This window comes from Kordiimonas sp. UBA4487, from assembly GCF_002389025.1.
Taxonomy (GTDB): domain Bacteria; phylum Pseudomonadota; class Alphaproteobacteria; order Sphingomonadales; family Kordiimonadaceae; genus Kordiimonas; species Kordiimonas lacus.
This window is the reverse complement of record NZ_DGNR01000011.1, coordinates 22,052-40,460: the sequence shown is the minus strand read 5'-3', so window position 1 is coordinate 40,460 and position 18,409 is coordinate 22,052. Positions and strand designations below refer to the sequence as shown.

The following is an 18,409-nucleotide window of genomic DNA, read 5'->3' as shown; positions in this document are numbered from 1 at the left end:
AAAGGAAGTTTTTGTGGCTGACATTGTCATCTATAGCTCGAACATGTGCCCCTATTGCTACCGCGCCAAGGCGCTGCTGAAGCAAAAAGGCGCGCGTTTCAAGGAAATCAACGTGGACATGAACCCCGCTGCCCGACGCGAAATGCGTGAAAAGGCAGGCGGCGTGAACACTGTTCCACAAATCTGGATCGGCCAGCGTCATGTTGGCGGCTGTGATGACCTGTATGCCCTTGATGCACAGGGCGGCCTTGCGTCGCTCCTGGCGAGCTGAAGCCCTTGCGCGTCGCCCTCATACAGCTGAATACCGGCAATGTGGTCGCGGATGCCGTGACCGCTGCAGAAGGTTATATTCGCGAAGCTGCGGCAGATGGCGCAGACTTTATAAGCACGCCTGAAACCACGCATCTGATGGAAATGAACCGCAAGGTGGTGCTAGAAAAAGCCAGCTTTCAGGATGATGACCCTGGCCTGAAGCGCTTCCGCACTATCGCGGCAGAGCTCAAGGTGTGGCTGCATATTGGTTCGCTGATCACAAAAGTGGCTGAGGACCGTCTGGCTAACAGGGGCTTCCTGATTGGCCCGGACGGTGAGATCAAAACCAGCTACGACAAGATGCACCTGTTTGATGTGGATTTGGGCGGTGGTGAAGCGTACCGGGAATCAGCACTTTATGATGGTGGCCAGAGCGCCGTGGTTGCGAAAACGCCGCTGGCTGATTTCGGCCTGTCCATCTGCTATGACCTGCGTTTTGCCTATCTTTATCGGGCGCTGGCCAAGGCTGGCGCAAATGTGTTGCTGGTGCCGGCGGCCTTCACCCGGCCAACGGGTGAAGCGCATTGGCATACGCTTCTGAGGGCACGTGCGATTGAGACAGGTTGCTATGTGCTGGCGGCTGCCCAGACCGGCCTTCATGCCACCGGACGTAGCACATACGGCCACAGCTTGATTATCGATCCCTGGGGCAGCGTTGTCGCTGACGCAGGCACAGGCGTTGGCGTCACAATCGCCGATTTGGACCTTGCAAAATGCGCGGAAGCGCGGCAGAAAATCCCTTCGCTCACGCATGACCGCGATGTAACTGTAACGACAGTAGATGCCACATGATCGTATTTGACCTGAAATGCAGTACTGGCCACCGGTTCGAAGCCTGGTTCCGGTCTTCAAACGCCTATGAAGAACAGCAGGCCGTTGGGCTTGTCGAATGCCCGCACTGTGGCAGCAACGAAGTATCGAAGGCACTGATGGCACCGAATGTAGCCTCGAAGGGTAACCAGAAATCTGAGGTGGCATCTGTGGCCGCAAAGGCGGGTGACCCGAAGCTGCAGGAAGTGGTGGAAGAAGCCCAAAAGGTTCTGGCCAAGCTCAAGAACCATGTTGAGGCCAACTGCGATTATGTTGGCGACAAGTTCGCCGACGAGGCCCGCAAGATTCACTATGGTGAAGCGGAAGAACGCGGCATCTATGGTGAAAGCACGCTTCAGGAAGCCAAGGAGCTGCTCGAAGAGGGTGTTGAAGTGATGCCGCTCCCCGGTCTCGGGCGCAAGGACGCCTAAACGAGCCGTTAGCTCACCATCGCCATGCGGTAAGCAAGCGGCGTCAATCCCACCTGCTTCCTGAACTGTGACGTCATGTGGCTTTGCTGTGCAAATCCTGTGCGGGCTGCGATCTGTGCCAGCGGTTCATCAGTCTTCAGCCGCTCCCTCACACTTTCAATTCTCTTGCGCATAACATATTGTCCGGGCGTTTCGCCTAAGCTTTCCTTGAACTGGCGGGCGAAATGGAAGGGGCTCAGGCCCGCTTCTGCGGCCAGGTCTGCCATGGACAGGCGGCTATCCAGCTTGTCGGCAATCAGGGCTTTTACCTGCCTCATCTGGAGCGGTGTCAGGCCGCCCTTGAGGCGGTTTTCCTTCAGATCGAAGCCGTTATAGCGGGTGATGATATGGTCGAAGATGCTCATAAGCAGATGCTCGCCCATCAGCCCCGCGCGGTCCGGCTGTCGGGTGCAGCAATCCACATAGCCAAGCAACATGGCCGACAGGGTATCGTCTGCCTGATATATCAGGTCTCTCAGGTCCACCAAGCGTACATCCTGCTCATAATGATCGGCCGCGAAGCGTTTCAGAATGGCGTCCGAAAAATAGAGATGCACGAAATCGATGGGCCCGCCGATGTGCCAGTTGGAGGCATGCCCCTGCGGCATCAGGCACAGGGTGCCGCTACGGCCCAGGTTGCCCTGTTGGTCGGCGCGGTAGCTGGTTTCCCCGCCCTTCAGATAAAGGCTCAGGGTGTGGCTGTCGCTTTTCTCGTAGGCCACGCTGTTGCGGTCGATGGACCATCTGGACACAGCAACATCCCGGTGGATATCGTGCTGGGCCTCAATGCTGGCGTTGGCTTTCAGAAGCAGCGCGCTGTCTATTTTTTCTTTTGCGCGGCTCATGCCGTTTTCCTCTCGCTGTTACCACTGAACATAGGTGTGCCCAGCCAAAACAGCAAGATTTTGATATAGGCCCGCTATGACTTTCGTTAGGGGCTTATGGGATGGCTCGCGCAAAGACGAGTCCGACAGCGAGAGAAAAACAATATGACAACAACATTTTTTCAAGATGCTCTGAACGGGGGCAAGCGGACATGGCCTTGGGCAGTGCCGCTTTTATTGGTGATCTTCTTTTTTGCTGGTCAGGTCGTGGCCATTGTACCAGCGATCGAAAGCGGCTGGATCGCCGAAGATGAAATAGAAACATACCCCAACATCCTCTATATGCTCTTCATCGTATTCGGTGCGGTGATGATACCGCTTCTTCTGTGGGTGCGCTTCTTCGAGCGCCGCGGACTAGCGAGCATAGGCCTGGTGAGGCATGCAGGCGCACAGCGTACTTTCGGCAAGGGATTTGGACTGGGGGCCGGCATGGCGGCCTTGTCGGTTATCGTTATCTGGCTTGTGGGTGGTTATGCCGTTGAAGGGCCGCAGGATTTCATGGCAGTGAGTTACCTGCCGATCCTGCTGCTTGCCCTTGGGTTCATTGTCCAGTCCAGCGTTGAGGAAATCCTGTTTCGGGGCTGGATGCTGTCCCGCCTGTCAGAACGCTACGGCCTTTGGGTTGGTGTGCTCGGCAACAGCACGCTTTTCATGCTGATGCATGTTGGCATTGGTGGTGATGAACCCTTCAAGCTGGGCGAGTTCAGCATCTTCTTCATCATGACGATGGCCTTTTCAATTTTCCTCAGCTTCCTGGTGATCCGACAGAAATCGGTTTGGGGCGCCTGTGCGTGGCATGCGGCCTGGAACTGGTCCTTCATCACCTGGTTCGGGGTGCCAACGACAGGTATTGCGCTTGATATCAAGCCCCTGTGGGTGGATCTGATGATCAAGGACGGTGCGCCTGAATGGCTGACCGGCGGCATGGCCGGGCCGGAAAACAGCTTGGTCACAATGCTGGTGTTGATTGGCGGCTGCGTGCTGCTCGCGCGTGGCCTGAAGAAGAAATCCACAGAAACAGCAGGCTAGCTTGATGGGGGTATGGCGGCAGCCGTTTCCCTATTTGGGGGCGGTTGCCGTCATTGCATAGTTGACGCCGGTGTCGGTGGCGCTGAGGCGCCACTTGCCGCCAAGCGGGTTAAAGACAAAACCCGTTGCTTCACCAGCTTCAAAGCCCGCCGTTGAGACAAAATCTTTCAGCTCATCCGGTCTGATGAATTTGTTCCAGTCGTGCGCGCCCACAGGCAACCAGCGCAGCACATGTTCTGCGCCAATGATGGCAAACAGATAGGCTTTGGCGGTGCGGTTGATGGTGCTGAGCAGCATGATGCCGCCAGGTTTCAAGAGCTTGCGGCAGGCGCCCAGAAAGGCGTCCACGTCCGCGACATGCTCGATCACTTCCATATTGATGATCACATCAAACTGCTCGCCCGCGTCTGCTAGCGCTTCAGCGGTGGTGTTGCGGAAATCGATCTCTAGCTTCGATAGGGCCGCATGTACGCTGGCGGTCTTGATGTTTTTCTCTGACGCATCCACGGCCACGACGTCTGCCCCCAGTCGCGCCATGGGCTCAGACACCAGTCCGCCGCCACAGCCGATGTCCAGCAGGCGCAGGCCTTCAAACGGTTTCTTGAGGTTTTTCTCAAGGCCGAAATGGGCCTCGACTTCCTGACGGATGTATCCAAGGCGCGTTGGGTTCAGGATATGCAGGGGTTTGAACGGGCCCTTTGGGTCCCACCAGGTGTCAGCAATGCGGGCGAAGAAAGCGACCTCGCTTTCGTCCACGGTGCCGCCATGGGCGATGGTGCCGGTCTCCGGCGCCTTATCGGGTCTCTGGTTTTCGTTCAGCATATCTTTTGTTCCAAGCAAGCTTTTCCCGCGCGTCTGGCCTACTGAGCGCTTGCACGCATGCAAGCCAGCCTTTAAACAATATCGCGCTGTTTCTCAATACGCACCTTTGCGCGCTTCGGGTCAAGGGGATGCGTCAAATTGCCGGAAACAGGAAGAATTGCGACAGGAACCGGATTATCAGATGGCACGGATAGTAAAAAAGTTTGGTGGAACCTCTGTAGGCGACGTTGACCGTATCAGGAACGTGGCAAGCCGGGTCAAGAAAGCCGTGGACGAAGGCCATGAAGTGGTGGTGGTTGTCTCTGCCATGTCAGGCACCACGAACCAGCTGGTGGACTTCTGCCGGTCGGCTGCGCCCATGCACGATGCGCGCGAGTACGACACGGTAGTGGCCGCGGGTGAGCAGATTACCATCGGGCTGTTGTCGATCTGCCTTCAGGAAATGGAAGTGCCTGCGCGCTCTTTCCTGGGCTGGCAGGTGCCGATCCGTACGAACGATGTACATAGTGCTGCGCGAATCGAAAAGATTGAAACCGAAAAGCTTGAGGAATGCCTCAAAGGTGGTCGTGTGGCCGTTGTTGCAGGCTTCCAGGGTATTGCTGACGATGGCCGCATTACCACGCTGGGTCGCGGCGGGTCTGACACCTCGGCTGTGGCACTTGCTGCGGCCTTGAAGGCTGACCAGTGCGATATCTACACGGATGTGGACGGTGTCTATACCACCGACCCCCGTATTGTGCCCAAGGCGCGCAAGCTTGATAAGATTACCTATGAAGAAATGCTCGAGATGGCATCCCTGGGCGCCAAGGTGCTGCAGACCCGGTCTGTGGCCATGGCCATGACGCACGGCGTGCGGACCCAGGTTCTGTCATCTTTTGAAGACCTGCCCGGAACACTTGTAGTTGGTGAGGACGAAATCGTGGAACAGGAAGTAGTAAGCGGGATTGCATATTCCCGCGGCGAAGCAAAAATTACCGTTGTTGGCCTTGAAGACCGGCCTGGGCAGGTATCGCACCTGTTCGCACCGCTCGCAGACCAGAATATCAACGTCGACATGATCGTGCAGAGCGCGTCCGAAGATGGTACGTCCACCGACGTGACCTTCACCGTGCCGGAAGATGATCTTCGCAAGGCCGTGAAGGTGCTCAGCGACCGTAAGGACGAGCTCAAATACCGTGATCTGGTCTACACCGGCGACGTGGTGAAAGTGTCTGTCGTGGGTGTTGGCATGCGCAGCCACGCGGGTGTCGCAAGCAAAATGTTTGATACGCTTGCAGAAAAGGGTATCAATATCCAAGTTATCTCTACGTCTGAAATTAAAGTTAGTGTAATTATCGACGCGGAATATACAGAGCTTGCAGTTCGGGCGCTTCATACGGCTTATGGTTTGGATGCCCCAACTGACGCATGATCTGCGTGGAGTTTGAGGGTGTTTTTTATGAGTGAAATCGGTCTCGCGCGCCTGGAACGCCATTGGCAGCGTGGCAAGGAATTTTTGGGCAGCCGGTATGCCATCCTTGGTGGTGCGATGACATGGGTTTCCGAGCGAAACCTGGTCTCTGCCATCTCTAACGCAGGCGGCTTCGGCGTCATTGCTTGTGGCGGCATGGGCCCGGAACTCCTGGCGGCTGAAATTGCTGCTACCCGCGAACTTACTGACAAGCCATTCGGTGTGAACTTGATCACCCTGCATCCAGACCTGGATGCACTGATTGATGTCTGCGCCGATCAGAAGGTCAGCCATGTGGTGCTGGCGGGTGGGCTGCCAAGCGGGGCGGCCATTGCCAAAATCAAGGGCTTCGGCGCAAAGCTCATGTGTTTTGCACCCACAGCGGCCCTCGCGAAGAAACTTGTGCGTTCTGGCGTTGACGCCATCATCATCGAAGGCGCTGAAGCGGGCGGCCATATTGGTCCTGTGTCCACCAGCGTGCTAGCCCAGGAAATCCTGCCTGTTATCACCGATGTGCCGGTGTTTGTTGCAGGCGGCATTGGCCGCGGAGAAGTGATGGCCTCCTACCTTGAAATGGGTGCTTCGGGTGCCCAATTAGGAACCAGGTTTGTGGTCGCAGAGGAATGTGTGGCCCATGAAAAATTCAAAAAGGCTTTCATCCGTGCGAGTGCCCGTGACGCCGTGGCAAGCACACAGATCGATAGTCGTTTCCCTGTGATTCCAGTGCGGGCACTGAAAAACCAGGGTACGGAAGATTTCATGAAAACCCAGGAAGAGGTTGTCGCCAAGTTTCGTACTGGCGAAATCGCGCAGGATGAGGGCCAGATGATGATTGAACATTTCTGGGGTGGAGCTCTTCGCCGCGCGGTGGTTGACGGCGACGTCGAAACCGGGTCTGTTATGGCAGGTCAAAGCGTTGGCATGGTCAAGAAGATCGAGCCAACGGCGGACATCATCAATGAGCTTGTTGCACAAGCTATCAGTCATCTGAACGCCCGCGGCTAACAGATGATATGCGGGTTTCACCGCAAGCTGGCCTTTGCCAGTGCCGACTAAAGGGGGAATGCCTTGCCTGACCACGTAAGTCAGCCAAGATTGCTGCTTCGGCGGCTCCATAGTGTGATGGCTGGTAGCGGCCAGCCGCAGGACCGGCTCGACCGCGTGGTCCGTGTTATCGCGCAGAATATGGTCGCCGAAGTGTGCTCCATCTATTTGTCGCGTGCGGGCGGAATCCTCGAACTATTTGCAACTGAAGGCCTGAAGGAAGAGGCCGTTCACCAGACACGCCTGCGTGTTGGTGAGGGCCTTGTAGGCCTGGTTGCCGAACGTGGCCTGCCGCTTAATCTTTCTGAAGCCCCCCAGCACCCGCGATTCGTTTATCGCCCGGAAACCGGGGAGGATATCTACCACAGTTTCCTCGGGGTGCCGATCCTGCGCACCGGCAAGGTGGTGGGCGTCCTTGTCGTGCAGAATGTGGCACCGCGGCGCTACAAGCCTGAAGAAGTGGAAGCGCTTCAAACTATCTCGATGGTGATTGCCGAACTTGTTGGTTCCGGTACGCTTGTGGACAAGGAAGAGCTGACCGAGGACAGCACCACGACCGGTGAACCCGTAACACTTGATGGCATGTCGCTTGCGGGCGGCGTTGGGGCCGGTGTAGCGGTGTTCCACCAGCCGCAAATTCATATCACCCGCACGGTGGCAGAAGATGTCGACGCAGAGAAGCTGCGGCTTGAAGAAGCGATTGCTGAACTCAGGTTGCGGCTTGAAGAGCTGATCGAGCATCCTGACCTGGCCCACGGCGGTGAGCACCGCGAGGTTCTTGAGACCTACCGCATGTTTGCCTACGATCAGGGCTGGCAGGAAAAGATGCGTGAAGCTGTGCTGTCCGGGCTGACAGCGGAAGCTGCAGTTGATCGCGTGCTGCAGGAAAATCGTGCCCGGATGAGCAAGATCAGGGACCCGTACCTTCGGGAGCGGATCGCTGATTTCGAAGACCTGGCGTCACGCCTGATCCGGATCATTCAGGGCGACAAGAGCGACTACCGCACCAAGCTAACGGAAGAATCGGCCCTGATCGCCCGCACCATCGGGCCAGCCGAATTGATGGATTATGACCGTGACCTCCTGAAAGCTATTGTGCTTGAGGAAGGGTCGGCCACATCGCATGTGACCATCATTGCGCGCGCCATGGGTATTCCCGTGCTTGGCCGGGTCAAGGGGCTCTTGACCCACGTAGAGCCGGGTGAGCAGGTCATTGTCGATACCGGCAGCGAGCATGTTTATATCCGTCCCGCCGACGATGTGATCGATAGCTACAAGGCCACGCTTGAGCTTCAGGAACAGCTGTATGCCGAATATGCGGCTGAGCGCGACCTGCCGGCTGAAACGCTTGACGGTCACCGGGTGACGCTGTTCATGAACGCTGGCCTTCTGGTAGACCTGCCCAGCCTGGACAATACGGGCGCGGAGGGCATTGGCCTGTTCCGCACGGAGTTCCAGTTCATGGTGTCGCCAGCATTGCCGCGGGTGGATGAACAGACAAAGATTTACAAAGCCGCCCTGGAAGCGGCTGGCGACAGGCCGGTAGTGTTCCGCACGCTGGATATCGGCGGCGACAAGCCCGCGCCATTCCTGCCGCGCGAAGAAGAAGAAAACCCGGCGATGGGCTGGCGCGCCATCCGCATTGCGCTCGATCGTCCGGCACTCTTGCGCTACCAGCTGCGAGCCCTTCTTTATGCTGCGGCCGGTAAAACGCTTCATGTCATGTTCCCGATGATCGCAGAGGTCGCGGAATTGAGGCGCTGCAAGGCCATCCTGCAAAAGGAGATTGACCGCCTGGCCAAGCATGACCGCGAAGCGCCGAAGGAGGTCAAGGTAGGCTGTATGCTGGAAGTGCCGTCGCTTTCATGGCAGCTTGATACCCTGATGAACGAGATCGACTTCCTGTCGATTGGCACCAATGACCTGATGCAGTTCTTCTTTGCCTGCGACCGGGGCAACCCGAAGCTTGCCAACCGTTATGACCTGTTGGCGCCGCCGGTGCTGGCGTTTCTCCATATGGTGATCAAGGCGTGCGATAATGCAGGTGTGCCGGTTACCCTGTGCGGCGAGATGGGTGGGCGCCCGATCGAAGCCATGGCTCTTGTTGCCCTGGGCCTACGCCGTATATCTATCTCGCCGACATCTGTGGGGCCTGTGAAGCGAATGATCCGCTCAGTCAACCTGAAGCAGTTGCGTGATTTCATGCTGTCGAACATCACGTCGCCGGAACATTCGATTCGCGACTCACTCGTGGCTTTCGCCAAGGATCACAAGATCAAACTCTGAAATTCTCTTGAAGCAGCAATTGTTTGTTGTTCAGAGGAGAATAATTTCCCATAAAAATTGAATCTATTTGACTCGGGGCGTTAAATGTTTTTTGACTAATGTGTGGTCCAATAGAAACCGTAGAAAAAAACCACGGACCGCAACCACAAGCTGCTCGCACGATAGCGGGGCGACAAATGGATGCAGAAATGTGGTGCTCGAGAGACCTCAGGGGGAATGCCGGACGGTCTCACGTTGGGAAAACGCTGTAATAGCAGGTTACTGTCTGTCCAGACTGGGAAAACCCAGCAAGGGCAAGGCAGGGGACGGTTTTGTGATGAGCCAAGATGAAAAAACAGTAGGTAAACTGTTGCGGGACGCGCGTGATGAGCGCGGCCTGAGTATTGAGTCCATCGCCAAGGATATTTGTGTCAGAAGCAGTTATCTGGTCGCCATTGAAGCGGACGACTATGACGAGCTTCCTGAGAAAACTTTCGCAGTTGGGTTTGTGCGCGCGTATGCCATGGCATTAAAGCAGGACGCAAAATCCATCGTCGCCCAGTTCAAAGAAGAATATGGTATTGAAGAAACGCCGCTGGTGCTGCCGGTTGATACACCGCTTGCACAGCCGCGCCGCCGCCTGCCCGGTTGGCTTTCGCCGCTTGCGGGCGTGGTGGGCGTTTCCCTTTGCTGGGCCATGTTTGGCTCAAGCATCGTGCCTTTCAGCCTGACAGCGGACAGTGACATCATCGACCGTAATACTGATGTTGCCCAGTTGCAGGCCGTGCAGGCATCCTTGCCGGCCCGCACCGAAGAGGCCCAGGTGACAAATGCGGACGCTGCGGTGGTTAATGACGCTGTGCAGCTTGAAACGGTCGCTTCCGGTGACACGCAACTGTTTGTTCGCCCGGCGTCGCTGTTTTCACCGGCCGCGATTGCGGATCAGGCAATTGCCGGTGTAGGCACCTCAGATGTTTTGCTGGAAGCCAAAGAAGACTCGTGGCTGCGGCTTGAAAACGCTGACGGTACGGAAATCTGGTCCGGCGTCTTGCGCGAAGGCCAAAGCTACCGCCCGCAGTTCGACGGCTCAGCGCTTCTGTCCACGACAAATGCTGGGGGTGTAACCCTGACGCTTGGTGATCAGCAGCATGTTGCACTTGGTGGCCGCGGTGAGGTGATCGAAGGTGTTCGCCTTGATCAGGATCGTCTGCTGTCGTCGGTTAGTGCTTCCACGGGCGGCTCACGCTGAATTTCTGAAACTACCAATTCCCGAAAATCCTTGCTTTCAGCGAGGCGCTTCCTCATGTATAACGCCAACAAACACGCTTGGAGTTAGAGGTAATAGACCGTCATGAGTGTACGCCCCTGGAGAGACGTTTACCGTAGGAAATCCCGCCAGATCATGGTCGGGAATGTTCCTGTTGGTGGCGACGCGCCGATCACGGTGCAGACCATGACCAACACGCTGACCTCTGACCCGCGTGCCACGATCAACCAGATCCGCATAGCGGAAGAGGCCGGCGTTGATATTGTCCGGGTTTCCTGCCCGGATGAAGAATCAACTGCAGCCATGCCGGAAATCTGTCGTGAAGCCAATGTGCCGATCGTGGCGGACATCCATTTCCACTATAAGCGCGCGCTTGAAGCTGCTGATGCGGGCGCGGCCTGCCTGCGGATCAATCCAGGCAATATCGGGTCTGCTGACCGGGTTCGGGAAGTGATCCGCGCTGCGAAAGCCAATGGTTGTTCCATGCGGATTGGCGTGAACGCCGGGTCGCTTGAGAAGCATCTTCTTGAAAAATATGGCGAACCTTGCCCTGAGGCTTTGGTTGAAAGTGCGCTTGAACACGCCCGCATCCTTGAAGACAATGATTTTCATGACTTCAAGATCAGCGTGAAGGCATCTGATGTGTTCCTCGCTGTCGCGGCCTATCAGGGCCTCGCCGACGCAACCGATTATCCGCTGCATCTTGGCATCACCGAAGCTGGTGGCTTGCGGGGCGGCACGGTCAAATCGGCCATCGGGATCGGCTCCCTTCTTTGGGCTGGCATTGGTGACACCATCCGTGTGTCCCTGTCTGCTGAGCCCGTTGAAGAAGTGAAAGCGGGCTTTGAAATCCTGAAGTCACTTGGACTTCGTCACCGCGGCGTGCGGATCGTTTCCTGCCCGTCATGTGCGCGCCAGGCCTTCCCGGTGATCAAGACTGTGGAAGTGCTCGAGGAGCGCCTGTCGCATATCCATACGCCCATGAGCCTGTCGATCATCGGCTGCGTGGTGAACGGCCCGGGTGAAGCACGTGAGACGGATATCGGCCTCACCGGCGGCGGCCAAGGCAACCATATGGTTTACCTTTCGGGCGTGACCGACCATAAAATTACCGACGACAAGCTTGTCGATCATATTGTTGATCTTGTGGAAGAAAAAGCGGCTGAATTTGAAGCTGCTAGCACCCAAGACTCTCATTAGCTGATTTAAAAGGAATTTCCCGTGTCCAAACTGCAACCAGCGCGGGGCACGCGCGATATCTATGGGGATGAGGCCCGCCGGATGACTGCTGTGGTGGAAACCTTCCGCCGCGTGGCATCAACATACGGGTTTGAAGAGCTGTCGACCCCCATCTTCGAATTCACCGATGTCTTCCGCCGTCCGCTCGGCGAGGCTTCAGATGTGGTTTCGAAAGAAATGTACACCTTTGAAGATCGCGGCGGTGAAGAGATCACACTGCGCCCTGAATTCACAGCCGGTGTATGCCGCGCCTTCATCTCGAACGGTATGCAGCAGAACCTGCCGTGCCGCCTTATGAGCAACGGCCCAGCTTTTCGCTATGAGCGCCCTCAAAAGGGTCGTTACCGCCAGTTCCACCAGATCAACGCTGAGCTCCTTGGGCCAGAAAATCCGGAAGCGGATGTCGAACAGATTGCCATGGCGTGGCGCCTTCTGCGTGAGCTTGGCCTCGGCGACAAAGTGATCCTGCACCTGAACACCCTTGGTGACGTGGAAAGCCGGGTGGCGTACCGCGAGGCACTGGTGGCATATCTGGAAGCACATAAGGATAAACTGTCAGAAGACAGCGTGCGGCGCCTGGAAACCAACCCGCTTCGCATTCTGGACAGCAAGGACGACGGCGATAAGGTTATCGTGGCTGATGCGCCGCTTTTGTCAGAACACCTGAATGAGGCGTCTCGCGCTTTCTTTGAAAGTGTGAAGGCCGGCCTTGAAGCTGTTGGTGTGCCTTATGAGCATGACGAACGTCTGGTGCGCGGCCTTGATTATTATACCCACACGGCTTTTGAGTTTGTGACCACCGAACTGGGCGCACAGGGCACAGTGCTAGCAGGTGGCCGCTATGACGGCCTGATTGAAAAGCTGGGCGGTCCGGCAGTGGCTGGCGTTGGCTGGGCGGGCGGCATAGAACGTCTGGCCATGCTGTCTGAGCTTGATTTAGTGGACGTACGACCGGTTATGATCATGCCGATGGGTGAGGCCGCGACACTGAAAGCATTTGCGCTGGCGGAAGACATGCGCGAGGCAGGCCTGACGGTTTTGGCTGACCGCAGCGGCAACCTGAAGAAGCGCCTGACGCGGGCATCAAAGGCAAATGCGAAATTTGCCATCATCTTGGGTGACAACGAACTTGAAGCCGGCAATGTGATGGTCAAGGAGCTGGATAGCGGCGAGCAATGGGAAGTGCCTTTTGGCGGTCTCGTTGCCTCGATCACGGCGTAAGGAGCGAGGGTATGATTTCCGACGAACGTCTTCAGCAACTGACTGACCGCTACGACTATCTGGGCCATGCGCTTGGCACACCAGACAAATTCTCAAACGAAGAATTTGTGAAGCTGAGCCGCGAATATGCCGACCTGGGGCCTGTGATTGAAGCCGTGAACGCCCTTCAGGCTGGCCGCGAAGAACTGGCAGACCTGGCAGAAATGATCGAATCCGGCGATGACCCGGAGATGAAAGAGCTGGCGCAGGAAGAATTCCTGGCGCTCAAGGAAAAGCTGCCTGAGATGGACAGGGCGCTATCGATCCAACTGCTGCCCAAGGACGCCGCTGATGAGAAATCAGCGATTCTTGAGATCAGGGCCGGCACAGGGGGGGACGAAGCGGCCCTGTTTGCCGGTGACCTTTATGAAATGTATGAAAAATACGCGGCATCGCAGGGCTGGAAGATGGAAATGGTCTCTGCCTCGCCTGCCGATGTGGGTGGCTTCAAGGAAGTCATGGCCAACGTTTCCGGCAAAGGCGTGTTCGCGAAACTGAAGTTCGAATCCGGTGTGCACCGGGTGCAGCGTGTACCGGTTACTGAATCCGGCGGGCGTATCCACACTTCAGCTGCCACCGTCGCGGTGCTCCCGGAAGCGGAAGAGGTGGATATCGATATTCGCCCGGAAGACATCCGCATTGATACCATGCGGGCATCGGGCTCTGGCGGCCAGCACGTGAACACCACGGATAGTGCCGTTCGCATCACCCACCTGCCCACGGGCATCATGGTTGTGCAATCGGAAAAGTCGCAGCACAAGAACCGCGACAAGGCGATGAAAATCCTGCGTGCCCGGCTCTATGACCGCGAGCGCGAAATGGCGGCGGCCGAGCGGTCTGAGGACCGGAAAGCACAAGTTGGCTCAGGTGACCGGTCTGAACGCATCCGGACCTACAATTTCCCGCAGGGCCGCGTAACCGACCACCGGATAGGGTTGACGCTTCACAAGCTGGACCAGATTCTGGCCGGTGAAGGCCTCTCTGAGGTGATCGATGCCTTGATCAGCGAAGATCAGGCGGCCAAACTGTCAGCAATGGAAGCGGGCTATTGAGCACAGCAGGCACCCTTCAGCAGCTGATACGGGCGGCTGAGGCCAAGCTGGTGGACGCCGGGATTGACACCGCCCGGTTGGACGCGGAGATCCTGCTGGCCCATGTGCTGGGTTGTCCGCACATGGCGCTATACGGCAAGTTAGCTGACCCTGTTTCGGCAGAAGCAGCTACGGCGTTCGATTCACTTATCGACCGGCGTCAAGCGTTCGAACCTGTGGCCTACCTCACAGAAGAGCAGGAATTCTGGAGCCTTCCCTTCAAGGTGTCGCCTGACACACTGATCCCGCGCCCTGACACTGAAACGCTTGTGGAAACGGTTCTCAACCAGATGTCCGGTCGGCCTGTCCGGTCGGTTCTAGACCTGGGCACTGGCACGGGCTGTATATGCCTCAGCCTGTTGCACGAATTACCGGGCGCGCAAGGATATGCGGTAGATATCAGTGCTGGGGCACTAGCGGTGGCAAAGCATAATGCTGAGACGCTTGGCCTTCAGGAGCGCACAGCCTTCCTTGAAGGCAGTTGGTTTGAGCCGCTTGGTGGTGATCAGCGCTTTGACGTGATCGTTTCCAACCCACCCTATATCCCGTCTGCCGACATGGCGGACCTGATGCTGGACGTGCGGCTCTATGAGCCCAGTGGTGCGCTTGATGGCGGGAACGATGGCCTGGGGCCATACAGGCTGATCGCAGAACAAGCCCCTGCCTTTTTGGCACCCGGCGGCATCCTTGCGGTCGAAGTTGGCATTCATCAGGCTGATGACGTGAAGGCGCTATTTGATGCTGCCGGGTTGGTGGAAACCGGCAAGGTCAAAGACCTGGGCGGTATTGAACGCGTGGTTTGGGGTAAAAAAAGCTGATTTTTCAGCCTTTTTCCCTTGGAATGCCAGATAAGACCCGCTAGGGTGAAGGTGTCTTGGATGGAGCGGACAAGGGCTTTTTTAGCCTACCGCCGCGGACATAATTTCCGAAAACGGTCGAATTCGATGTCGGAAGACTGGCAGGCTTGGTCTGTCTTTGATTTAATCTCTTATCACTGTTGGTAATGATTTCGCATGAAACAGAATCAGAACGCGCGGAAACAGCGCGGTAGGTCTGCACCCCGCAAAGGCGGCAAAGGTAGCAATAGCGGTCCTGGTAATCGGAGCAACGAGCCTAAGGTTCGCGGCAATCCAAAGCAGCTGCTGGAAAAATACAAGAACCAGGCACGGGAGGCCAAACAGGCTGGTGACCGGGTTCAGGCTGAATATTTCTATCAGTTCGCAGACCACTATCAGCGTGTGTTGAACGAAGTGACGGCGCGCAATGGTGGACAAAACCAACGCGACCAGAACCAGCGTGATTCAAATCAGTCTGATGATGACCAGCACGATGACAACGCACCCCAGCAGGAAGCCGAACAGGCGCCTCGCCGTGGTCGCGGTCGCCGCAAAGCCGCTGACGATCAGGCTGCACCTGCAAGCGCTGCAGAGGTTGCAGGTGATCCGGCAGTGGCTGACCAGCCGGTTGAGGTGCATCCTGAGCTGGACCTGGACGGCACAGCGGTCGAGGAAAAGCCGAAACGCCGCAGGGCGCCAGCCCGTCGCCGCAGCCCCAAGGCCGATGTGGCGCCTGAAGTCGCTGCAGATGCCCCGGCTGAAGCTGGCGGAAGCCCAGAAGGCAATGAAGCCGCTTAAGGCAATTTCTGCAGAAAAGATTATGAAAGGTCGTGTCCTCCGGGGTGCGACCTTTTTTCATGCCTCCCACCCTTGCGTGAATTTGGTATAGTACCCACATGTGTATAGCAGGCGGGCTTCAAAGAAGGCGTCTGTGAGTAACCGACAGTAACCCTGCAGCTTCAAAAGAAGGGCAGGACAATCATGGGGTTAATGACACATGAATATCGAAAACTATACTGACCGCACGCGCGGTTTCATTCAAAGCGCTCAAGGGCTGGCTCTTCGTGAAGGCCATCAGCGCTTTACACCAGAACACCTTTTGAAAGTATTCCTCGACGATAAGGAAGGCCTTGCAGCGAACCTTATTCGTGCAGCTGGTGGCCGGCCAGCAGATGCCTTGAAGGGCGTTGAAGAAGCCCTGGCCAAACTTCCCAAAGTCGAGGGCTCCGGCGCCGGCCAGTTGCATCTGGACCCGGCAACCGCGCAGGTATTTGCTAAAGCAGAGGAAATTGCAGAAAAGGCAGGCGACAAATATGTCACCGCCGAACGCATGCTGCTGGCGTTCCTGCTGACGCCTAAATGCGAGGCAAGCAGCATTCTGATGAAGGCTGGCCTGGCACCCGAAAAACTGAATGAAGCGATCAATACGGTCCGCAAGGGCCGGACGGCGGATACGGCGTCTGCCGAAGATGCCTATGACGCCCTCAAACGTTTCGCGCAAGACCTGACCCAGCGTGCCCGCGACGGCAAGCTGGACCCGGTAATCGGCCGCGACGAAGAAATCCGTCGCACCGTGCAGGTGCTGTCGCGCCGGACCAAGAACAACCCAGTCCTGATCGGTGAACCCGGCGTGGGTAAAACCGCCATCGCGGAGGGCCTTGCGCTGCGGATTGCCAACGGCGATGTGCCGGACAGCCTGAAGAACAAGACCATTATGGCGCTGGATATGGGGTCGCTGATTGCCGGCGCGAAATATCGCGGTGAGTTTGAGGAACGCCTGAAGGGCGTGCTGCAGGAAGTGTCAGCGGGCGAGGGCGATATTGTCCTGTTTATTGACGAGATGCACACGCTTGTGGGCGCCGGCAAGACCGATGGCGCCATGGACGCGTCGAACCTTCTGAAGCCAGCCCTGGCGCGCGGTGAGCTTCACTGTATTGGTGCCACCACGCTCAATGAATATAAGAAATATGTGGAGAAGGACGCGGCCCTTGAGCGCCGGTTCCAACCCGTTTTCGTGGGCGAACCGACGGTTGAAGACACCATCTCCATCCTGCGCGGCCTCAAGGAGAAATATGAGCTGCACCACGGTGTCCGCATCACGGACGCGGCGCTCGTGGCTGCGGCAACTCTTTCGAATCGCTATATCACGGACCGCTTCCTGCCGGACAAGGCGATCGACCTGATGGACGAGAGCGCCTCGCGCCTACGCATGGAAACCGAATCCAAGCCTGAAGAGATCGACGAGCTGGACCGCAAGATCATCCAGCTGAAGATCGAACGGGAAGCGCTGAAGAAAGAGAAGGACGAAGGCTCCAAGACACGCCTCAAGGACCTTGAGAAAGAGCTGGCTGACCTTGAACAGCGCTCGGCTGAGCTGACAGCCCGCTGGCAGACGGAGAAAGACCGGATCGCTGGCGACAAGAACCTCAAGGAACAGCTGGACCATGCCCGGATCGAGCTGGAGCAGGCCCAGCGTCGTGGCGACTATGCCAAGGCGGGAGAACTGCAGCATAGCACCATTCCAGGGCTTGAGCAGCGCCTGGAGGAAGCCGCAGCCAGTTCAGACGAACCGGGGTCACTTCTCAGGGAAGAGGTCACTGACCAGGATATCGCGGCCGTTGTGGCGCGCTGGACTGGTGTGCCGGTCGAGAAGATGCTTGAGGGTGAGCGTGACAAGCTTCTTCGCATGGAAGACGAGCTTGGTCGCCGCGTGATCGGCCAGCGGGAAGCGCTGGAGGCTGTTTCGGCTTCGGTGCGGCGTGCTCGTGCTGGTTTGCAGGACCCGAACCGGCCGCTCGGGAGCTTCCTGTTCCTTGGACCAACCGGTGTGGGCAAGACGGAGCTGACCAAATCGCTGGCATCGTTCCTCTTTAATGACGACACTGCCATGGTGCGTATCGATATGTCCGAGTTCATGGAGAAACACTCCGTGGCCCGGTTGATCGGTGCCCCTCCGGGCTATGTCGGCTATGAAGAAGGCGGTGTGCTGACCGAAGCAGTGCGGCGTCGGCCATACCAGGTGATTCTGTTCGACGAAATTGAGAAGGCACACCCGGATGTCTTCAACGTGCTGTTGCAGGTGCTGGATGATGGCCGCCTGACGGACGGTCAGGGGCGCACGGTGGATTTCACCAACACGCTGATCATCCTGACGTCGAACCTGGGCTCACACCTGATTGCCGACCTCAAGGACGGCGAGCCAGTTGAAAGCGTACGCAACGAGGTGATGGATGTGGTCAAGGGATCCTTCCGGCCAGAATTCATCAACCGGCTGGACGAGATCATTCTGTTCCACCGTCTGGAGCGTGGCCATATGGCGGCGATCGTGGATATCCAGGTCCGCCGCCTGCAGAAACTGCTGGACGACCGCAAGATTGTAATCGACTTGTCGGATGAAGCCCGCGACTGGCTCGGTAACATGGGCTATGACCCGGTTTATGGCGCGCGGCCCCTTAAACGGACCGTGCAGAAATACCTGCAGGACCCGCTCGCGGATGAGCTCCTGAGGGGTGACATCAAGCCGGGGGATCATGTGTCTGTCACGGCTGGTGACGGTGCGCTGGTGCTGACGCAGCAGGAAAGCAAAGCTGACGCGGCATAATTCTGTAGTATTCAGAAAAGAAAAAAAGC

General features: G+C 57.2%; 16 protein-coding genes. 14 read left to right on the top strand and 2 right to left on the bottom strand.

Annotated elements, in window-relative coordinates:
• The first annotated feature begins 13 nt into the window (after positions 1-13).
• The 3 genes from grxC to B3Z17_RS05670 are packed head-to-tail and all read left to right on the top strand — an operon-like array spanning position 14 to position 1,553.
• The gene (grxC, locus tag B3Z17_RS05680; RefSeq protein WP_286828933.1) at positions 14-271 is read left to right on the top strand and encodes a glutaredoxin 3; all 258 of its coding nucleotides are present in this window, start codon (positions 14-16) and stop codon (positions 269-271) included.
• 5 nt (positions 272-276) lie between these two features.
• Positions 277-1,104, top strand: coding sequence for a carbon-nitrogen hydrolase family protein (locus B3Z17_RS05675; RefSeq protein WP_286828932.1), 828 nt, complete (start codon positions 277-279; stop codon positions 1,102-1,104).
• Positions 1,101-1,553, top strand: coding sequence for a DUF1178 family protein (locus B3Z17_RS05670; RefSeq protein WP_068307936.1), 453 nt, complete (start codon positions 1,101-1,103; stop codon positions 1,551-1,553). Before B3Z17_RS05675 ends, B3Z17_RS05670 begins: the two co-directional genes overlap by 4 nt.
• A gap of 8 nt (positions 1,554-1,561) precedes the next feature.
• Here B3Z17_RS05670 and B3Z17_RS05665 read toward each other — a convergent pair whose 3' ends face one another.
• On the bottom strand, positions 1,562-2,437 hold the full coding sequence (locus B3Z17_RS05665) for an AraC family transcriptional regulator (protein ID WP_286828931.1): 876 nt from the start codon (positions 2,435-2,437) through the stop codon (positions 1,562-1,564).
• A gap of 144 nt (positions 2,438-2,581) precedes the next feature.
• Between B3Z17_RS05665 and B3Z17_RS05660 the strand changes: the two genes are divergently transcribed.
• Positions 2,582-3,505, top strand: a complete 924-nt coding sequence (locus tag B3Z17_RS05660; RefSeq protein ID WP_286828930.1) for a CPBP family intramembrane glutamic endopeptidase — start codon at positions 2,582-2,584, stop codon at positions 3,503-3,505.
• Positions 3,506-3,535: 30 nt separating this feature from the next.
• Here the strand turns inward: B3Z17_RS05660 and ubiG are convergent, their stop codons facing one another.
• Positions 3,536-4,327, bottom strand: a complete 792-nt coding sequence (gene ubiG, locus B3Z17_RS05655) for a bifunctional 2-polyprenyl-6-hydroxyphenol methylase/3-demethylubiquinol 3-O-methyltransferase UbiG (RefSeq protein WP_286828929.1) — start codon at positions 4,325-4,327, stop codon at positions 3,536-3,538.
• 181 nt (positions 4,328-4,508) lie between these two features.
• Here ubiG and B3Z17_RS05650 point away from each other — a divergent pair, with 181 nt between their 5' ends.
• The 10 genes from B3Z17_RS05650 (at position 4,509) to clpB (ending at position 18,380) form a co-directional block, all read left to right on the top strand.
• Positions 4,509-5,738 carry an aspartate kinase gene (locus B3Z17_RS05650; protein ID WP_068307927.1) on the top strand — a complete coding sequence of 410 codons (1,230 nt, stop codon included), beginning with the start codon at positions 4,509-4,511 and terminating at the stop codon, positions 5,736-5,738.
• A gap of 27 nt (positions 5,739-5,765) precedes the next feature.
• Positions 5,766-6,782: an NAD(P)H-dependent flavin oxidoreductase gene (locus B3Z17_RS05645; RefSeq protein ID WP_068307925.1), complete on the top strand. Its 1,017-nt coding sequence runs from the start codon at positions 5,766-5,768 to the stop codon at positions 6,780-6,782.
• A 63-nt stretch (positions 6,783-6,845) separates the two neighbouring features.
• Positions 6,846-9,107, top strand: a complete 2,262-nt coding sequence (ptsP, locus tag B3Z17_RS05640; RefSeq protein WP_169794404.1) for a phosphoenolpyruvate--protein phosphotransferase — start codon at positions 6,846-6,848, stop codon at positions 9,105-9,107.
• A gap of 316 nt (positions 9,108-9,423) precedes the next feature.
• On the top strand, positions 9,424-10,335 hold the full coding sequence (locus tag B3Z17_RS05635) for a helix-turn-helix domain-containing protein (RefSeq protein ID WP_286828928.1): 912 nt from the start codon (positions 9,424-9,426) through the stop codon (positions 10,333-10,335).
• A 102-nt stretch (positions 10,336-10,437) separates the two neighbouring features.
• Positions 10,438-11,553: a flavodoxin-dependent (E)-4-hydroxy-3-methylbut-2-enyl-diphosphate synthase gene (ispG, locus tag B3Z17_RS05630; RefSeq protein ID WP_286828927.1), complete on the top strand. Its 1,116-nt coding sequence runs from the start codon at positions 10,438-10,440 to the stop codon at positions 11,551-11,553.
• Between the two features lie 21 nt (positions 11,554-11,574).
• Positions 11,575-12,813: a histidine--tRNA ligase gene (hisS, locus tag B3Z17_RS05625; RefSeq protein ID WP_068307916.1), complete on the top strand. Its 1,239-nt coding sequence runs from the start codon at positions 11,575-11,577 to the stop codon at positions 12,811-12,813.
• Between the two features lie 11 nt (positions 12,814-12,824).
• Positions 12,825-13,904, top strand: a complete 1,080-nt coding sequence (gene prfA / locus B3Z17_RS05620; RefSeq protein ID WP_286828926.1) for a peptide chain release factor 1 — start codon at positions 12,825-12,827, stop codon at positions 13,902-13,904.
• Positions 13,901-14,761, top strand: coding sequence for a peptide chain release factor N(5)-glutamine methyltransferase (gene prmC / locus B3Z17_RS05615; RefSeq protein WP_286828924.1), 861 nt, complete (start codon positions 13,901-13,903; stop codon positions 14,759-14,761). Before prfA ends, prmC begins: the two co-directional genes overlap by 4 nt.
• A gap of 195 nt (positions 14,762-14,956) precedes the next feature.
• Positions 14,957-15,577, top strand: a complete 621-nt coding sequence (locus tag B3Z17_RS05610; RefSeq protein ID WP_286828923.1) for a DUF4167 domain-containing protein — start codon at positions 14,957-14,959, stop codon at positions 15,575-15,577.
• 199 nt (positions 15,578-15,776) lie between these two features.
• Entirely contained in the window at positions 15,777-18,380 is a 2,604-nt protein-coding gene (gene clpB, locus B3Z17_RS05605) for an ATP-dependent chaperone ClpB (protein WP_286828922.1), read from the top strand.
• Positions 18,381-18,409 lie beyond the last annotated feature (29 nt).